Annotated in this window: 3 protein-coding genes and 1 pseudogene; 1 reads left to right on the top strand and 3 read right to left on the bottom strand. The window is 42.3% G+C overall.

Annotated elements, in window-relative coordinates; translation table 11 throughout:
* Nucleotides 1-287 precede the first annotated feature (287 nt).
* Nucleotides 288-1,769 carry a GTP-binding protein gene (locus Q0541_RS03955; RefSeq protein WP_298905825.1) on the top strand — a complete coding sequence of 494 codons (1,482 nt, stop codon included), beginning with the start codon at nt 288-290 and terminating at the stop codon, nt 1,767-1,769.
* Nucleotides 1,770-2,079: 310 nt separating this feature from the next.
* On the opposite strand, the pseudogene Q0541_RS03950 reads toward Q0541_RS03955, so the two are convergent.
* From Q0541_RS03950 to Q0541_RS03940, 3 genes and pseudogenes are all read right to left on the bottom strand, one after another.
* Nucleotides 2,080-2,907 (bottom strand): annotated as a pseudogene (locus Q0541_RS03950) (DUF4351 domain-containing protein).
* Nucleotides 2,908-3,061: 154 nt separating this feature from the next.
* Nucleotides 3,062-4,093 carry an HNH endonuclease gene (locus Q0541_RS03945; RefSeq protein ID WP_298905822.1) on the bottom strand — a complete coding sequence of 344 codons (1,032 nt, stop codon included), beginning with the start codon at nt 4,091-4,093 and terminating at the stop codon, nt 3,062-3,064.
* A gap of 697 nt (nt 4,094-4,790) precedes the next feature.
* The gene (locus Q0541_RS03940; protein WP_298905819.1) at nt 4,791-6,443 is read right to left on the bottom strand and encodes a mechanosensitive ion channel; all 1,653 of its coding nucleotides are present in this window, start codon (nt 6,441-6,443) and stop codon (nt 4,791-4,793) included.
* Nucleotides 6,444-6,556: the final 113 nt, after the last annotated feature.

Here is a 6,556-nt window from a genome sequence, read left to right as displayed (position 1 = left end):
ATTTTAGATTTTAGATTTTGGATTAAATTAAAATCTAGAATCTAAAAAAAGGTTCAGAGCAAGCGACAAGAGTCGTGGATAAATCAAAAAATTTCATCATCCAAGCGCCTGCATTAATGCATGGGGTCAATCCAAAATCCAAAATCCAAAATCCAAAATCGAATGACTTCCACTCTTGTGTCCCACTGCTCCCCCTGCTCCCTTATCTCCACAAACCCCTGTTAAAAATAACTAGGATAAGAGACAGGGCTAATTTAAAAATCCTAAAATTCAAATCTCAAATTGATATGACTTCGACATTGCCCTTGCCTGAACCTGATCAAAGCGATTCTGCCAACACTGACGCAAATTCTCTCAGCTGGGAGGAAGAATTGAATAGTGCCATTTTCAGTTTTGAAGATATTCAGACGGAACTGAATTATAAACAAGCACAAACGGCGCTGCGAAACTTGGTAGCCAATCTTGACCTCACCCCCCAAGAGAAAACCGGATTGGAGACGGAAATTGCTGATTTGGAAACCATGCTGGGGAAGTTAGACCGCATGGTGGTACAGATTGCGGCTTTTGGGATGGTGGGACGTGGTAAGTCTTCGCTACTCAATGCTTTGGTTGGGCAAACAGTATTTGAAACTGGGCCACTGCACGGTGTCACCCGGACTGCACAAACAGTTAATTGGAGTATTAGTGAGGAAGCGATTGGGGAAACTGAACGTGCTCTGCGAGTCACCCTGCCTGGTGTAGGTCAATCGCAGGTGGAATTAATTGACACTCCTGGGTTAGATGAAGTAGATGGTGCAACCCGTGCCATGTTAGCTGAACAGATTGCAAAACTTGCGGATCTGATTCTGTTTGTGATATCTGGCGACATGACAAAGCTAGAATACATGGCCCTTTCTCAGTTGCGGGAAGCAGGTAAACCGATCATTCTGGTGTTCAACAAAGTAGACCAGTATCCAGAAGCAGACCGGATGGCAATTTATCACAAAATCCGGGATGAAAGGGTGCGGGAATTACTCACACCTCTAGAAATTGTCATGGCTGCGGCATCGCCATTGGTGAAGACGGCGATTCGTCGTTCTGATGGTACTAGGGGCATACAGTTGCGTACAGGTAATGCCCAAGTCGAGGAACTCAAGCTGAAAATCTTGGAGATTCTGCATCGTGAGGGCAAAGCTTTGGTTGCTCTTAATACTATGCTTTATGCCGACATTGTAAATGAGCAGTTGATAGAGCGAAAACTGATGATTCGGGAACAGAATGCCAATCAGTTGATTTGGAAGGCTGTTATGACTAAGGCATTAGCGATCGCACTCAATCCTTTAACTGTGGTAGATATTCTCAGTAGTGTGGTCATTGATATTGCTCTGATTTTGGGTTTATCTAAACTCTATGGCTTCTCAATGACCGAAGCCGGGGCTGTACAATTGCTACAAAAAATCGCCCTGAGTATGGGCGGAATTGGTGCGAGTGAACTGTTGGCAAATTTGGGCTTGAGTGGATTAAAAACTTTACTTGGTATCTCTGCAACAGCTACCGCAGGTGCTGCGCTAGGCCCTTATATATCGGTGGCACTCACGCAAGCGGGAGTAGCTGGTGTTTCTTCTTACGGGATTGGACAAGTTACCAAAGTTTATTTAGCCAATGGCGCGACTTGGGGGCCTGATGGGCCGAAAGCAGTGATTAATCGGATTTTGGCAAACCTGGATGAGACTTCAATTCTCAACCGCATTAAAGATGAATTGCGCCACAAGGTAAAACTTAAAAAGTGATGCATAGACGTGAAGTTAATAAAGGTTTGGTTAGCCATGTTCATCCCTAGAAGACCCCCCAATCCACCCACTTACTTCTCAGGTTGAGACTAGTACCGCAAGGCGGAAGTCAAAAGGAGCCAGTGCGTTGGGCGGCTCTGCCGACTTGTTCGCGCAGCGTCTCCGACAGGAGAAGCAACTGGCGTTCAAAAGTCAAAAGTCAAAATGAATACAGCGTAAGCGTTTCGTTGATTTGGAATGGATTGTTTATTTCCACCGCGCTGTACTAAGCTGGCTTTAACTAATTCGTAATTACAAATTATAAATTATTTTAGCTACTTGTATTCTGCTCAAGCCAAGTAACTAAATCAGATATATTTGAAAAGTCTAAAAATTCTTCTCCTAATTGTTCCAATTCTTCAGTAGATAAGACTCGAATTCTCTCGAATATTGAGGAATCGATTTCTCCAAATCGCCGATTTAACTGACGATTTAAGAAGCGAAAAGCTTCTTTTTGTTCTCCCTTTTGCAAAATATCCTGATAAATCACTGATTCTTGCATAATATCTTCCCGCAATAATTGACGAATAAAATCTTTCTCAAACTTCAACCCTGCTAAAATCTCCGTGTAAGCAGCAGTATTTTGTCTTGTCTCGATATCTGGAATTTTAGCAATTTCTTCAGCAACCTGCGATAATAACGCTTAGGCTGAATCTGTTCGCGTTAACGGTGCTAAAGGTAATAACGCTAGATTGCTAAGAAATAGTGCTGAATCTTGTTCCCACATTCGGATAACTCGATAACGGTGGGTTGTAACTTCGCTGACATATTCTTCAGTAAAAGCGATTTCGTTACTTGTCTCTTGCAAGAAAATCACTACCTGTGTAACAGGAACTTGATATGTCCGTGTCAATCGGACGTAGTAATCTAGCATCCGCAGAGAAATTGGTTTTTGGGATTTGATTGTGGTTTGAAATTCCAGGTGTAAAATCCGATTTTCTGTTTGCAGAAATGTCACAGAATCAGCACGTATCGGTTCGATGCTCAATTCGGTTTTTAAGATTTCAATTGTTCGTGGTTCTTGATTTAATAACCAACGGGTAAAATCACGGGGATATTTTTCTGCGAGGATTTTACAAAGGTTGTCATATTCTGCCATCTATAAAGATTGCACCTGATTTTATAGATTATTTAGGGATTTATAACAAATAAATTATCCAATCTTGTCAGATAGACTGAAAAGCCCGCTTTTGGCTACGGGTGGGCGAGACACCCACCCTAATTATGCAATTTATAATGTGGAACAGCTTATTTTAGAGCGCATAACTATCAAACGCACTCTTGTAAGCATCAGCAGCTTCTATCCCAAAACCTCCAGCTTCGACATGACGAACTAGCGATTGAATGATCGGTGTAGCAATACTAATACTAAATAAAGCATTGAAGCCTGCGACAACCACTGGTGCTGACAAAATGACTGTAAATTCTGGAAATAAAGCTAATACAGCCACTAAGACTAAAAAAACAATTGGTGTAGCAATACCTGCTGCCTTTGCTGCTTCAAAAATTAGATTTTTATACTCTTCAACAGTAATATCGCCCCGATAAAGATCCAAAGAGTAGGAAATTGCCGTTACTACAACCTGGGTGAGAATAGCTGTTCCCGTTGCAGTAATGCCAAGTCTAGCGATTGTTCCAGAATTGCTGACAATAGAATCGACCGCATTATAAACCCGAATATAAAACTGCTCGCCAACAGTCATTACTTTGGCACCTCGACGGAGATTGTCAACACCTACTTCCCAAAGGATATTATCAGCAGCATTCGATCCACCTTGGGAACGTGGATTGATGTGGCTACCGTGCTTATCTCTTAGAAATTGACGAATTGTATATTCTTTGGCTCCAAGTTTTGATGTGCCAGGAATTTTCTCAAAAAGCTTCATGACATCTGCATCAGACCGAGGTAAATCTCCCACTCGGATACCAGCACGATATCTCAGCCTATTTGCAATCTTTGGCATCTCTTGGGCTAATTCGGCAGCTGTCTTTGGTAAATTTTGCAAAGCATCAGCCATAACCATACTAGATGCGGCAACTCCAACAGCAGTTTCTGCAAATGTTTTACTAACATTCTGAACAGTTTGAAAACCTGACTGTGCTGCTATGGTTGACAAGCTTTGTAAATCATTAACTGCATGGACACTTGAAGTAGTCATCTCAGCAGTAGTGTTTTTGATTCCATCAACTACCTCATCCATCCCGTTTACGACATTGTTGGCTACTTCTTGAGCTTTATCTCTAACCGTATCTGCTAACTTCTGTGCTTGGTTGATAAAATCCATGTTTTAGTAACCTTTCATTTCTGCTGTGGAGTGTTTGTTCCAGTTTCTCTTTCTAAAACTGAGAACCACCTCAGCATTAATGACGAATTTACTTCCAAAATTGTTAAAGAGATAGTAATCAATTTATATCGGTTGTGTATATTACTTTAAAAAACTAAACTATCCGACTAGTTTGACTCATTAAGTACGATCGCTCTCTCTGTCAGTTGGATTTCAGAACAAAACTCAACATTAATAACCAACATCTAATCAAAAAGCTATACCAATAATTCAATACTTTGATGTTGTGAAAATTGACTTTATGTGTAAGCTAAAAGAAAGCTATTTAAGTTGCTCCGTTCCATGAACCTACTCTACTGTGAGATAGAACTTTCCTCAACGCGATCGCAGTTAACGGCACTAAAAATCCCCTTTGAAAATTTATTAATTTAATTTTTTCAAGTTACAAAAATATTGTAGATACTCGGCACTTCGACCTTTTTACTCGGCACTTCGACCTTTTTACTTGGAACTTCGACCTTTGAACTCGGAACTTGAGCTTCTGAACTCGAAATGTCAAGTTCTATACTCAAACTCCGAGTTTCTGAGCTTCTAACTTTCAACCTTTTAGGCAAAATTGCCGATGATTTTCTCCACTATTGATGCTTACGGCTACACTTTCCTTTCTTTACAGACGAAATTGTGCCCTCATCAGCTTTTAGTTTCTACCTTTGAAAGAGTTTAGCCATTCTTGAACTTGCTCTCGTGCAATATCACGCCCCCCAAGACCAAAGGCTAGGGCAATAGCAACTGCGATCGCACCTAATAAAAGTCCAAAGGCTAAATTCACAATATCACTGGCAACTCCAATCTGTTGCAGTGCCATTGCAGAGACTAAGGCAATGATGGCAATCCGCGCCACTTGACCCAAAATCTGTGCTTGACGTTCGCCGGAACTGGTAATGATGTTAAAAGCCAGATTTGCCAGGAATAAGCCAATGGCAAATATTACTAATCCTGCCAAAATCCGCCCGAATATGATCACAATCCCAGACACTAATGCAGTCAGGGCTGGAATATTCAAGATATTCACCGCCGCCACCGTGGCAAACAGCATGATCCCTACTAAGGCAACAATGCCTGCAATTTCCGACGGCGTGCGGCTTGGAATCGGGGGGGTTGTTGGTTCTGTTGAAACTACGATTCGTCTGCTAGGTGTTGTCAAACCCAAAATCGTGAAAATGTTATTAAAGCCTAAATTGGTGAGGATACTTGTAACCAGATCCGCAATAAACCGCCCGACGAAATAGGCAACAATCAAAATTGCTACAGCTGTAAAGATGGCAGGGAGGGCGTTGAGAACCTGTTGCAACATTGCGATCGCAGGTATTGATATCGCATCAATTCGCAAGGCATTCAGCGCTGCGATCGCTACAGGAATTAAAATCAAAACATAGACAATTGTGCCGATAATACTCGATAAAGGTTGCACCCCGGCAGTCGCAGATAATCCCAACCGACTACCTAAACGGTCGATGCCAGTTGTCACCAGCAAGTTTGTCACAATCCGCCGCACCACATTAGCGATGAACCAGCCAACTACAGCAATTAATATTGCCGCTAAAATGTTTGGCAGAATTAGCAGAACTTCTGTAATTAGAGCTTGTACTGGTTGTAGAGCCTGCTGTAGTCCGAGAGTATCTAAAACTGGGGCGAGAAACAGTAAAAATATAAACCAATACAGAGCATTGCCAATCGTCTGACTCAGAGACACCTGATTCAGGCTGGGTGCCCTGTCTTCTGGTTCTGGATTCAAACGCTCATCCAGGTTAAATGCCTGTAATGAGCGCACAGTGATAATCTTCACAATGGTCGCCAAAAACCAGGCGGTTACCAAAAGGATTCCCGCACCAACCAACTTTGGCAAAAAGCCAATAAGTTGATTCAGAAAATTATTCAGGGGTCGAGACGCTATCTCCAGATCCAATGTCTGTAAAACAGCTACTGCCGTCAACAGAATAATGCTCCAAAAGACCAAGCTGGAGATTAATTTCTCCACTTGGGGAACATCTTGACGACCCGTTATCCCTGCGGCAATGCGGTTATCTATGTTTGTGCGATTGAGGATTCCTCGCGTCACTGCCGCTGCGATCGCTGCAATTAGCCAACCTACTAACAAAATTGCCACTGCCCCCAGCAGACGGGGTATAAACAGAATCAACTGTTGAACAATACCTTGCACATCAGCGATTCCTTGATTCACTGCTGGTTGCGCCAGTTGCAGGTTGGGCGATTGTGCCAAAAATTGCTGCACCCCCGTGGACAAAGCAACTCCTATCACCTGGGTTATTCCTTGCCAAGTTGTATTCATGGTTTTCGGGAATTAAGCTTAAATGTTCGCCGCAAACACTGAGTCAGTGTTTTGCCTATCAATTTACCAGTAAAAACGTACATCTATGGCATTGATATCAAGAGTAATTTTTG

This window comes from uncultured Nostoc sp. (assembly GCF_937863485.1).
Taxonomy (GTDB): Bacteria; Cyanobacteriota; Cyanobacteriia; order Cyanobacteriales; family Nostocaceae; genus Nostoc.
The sequence above is the reverse complement of the archived record's forward strand: the minus strand, read 5'-3'. Positions and strand labels throughout refer to the sequence as shown.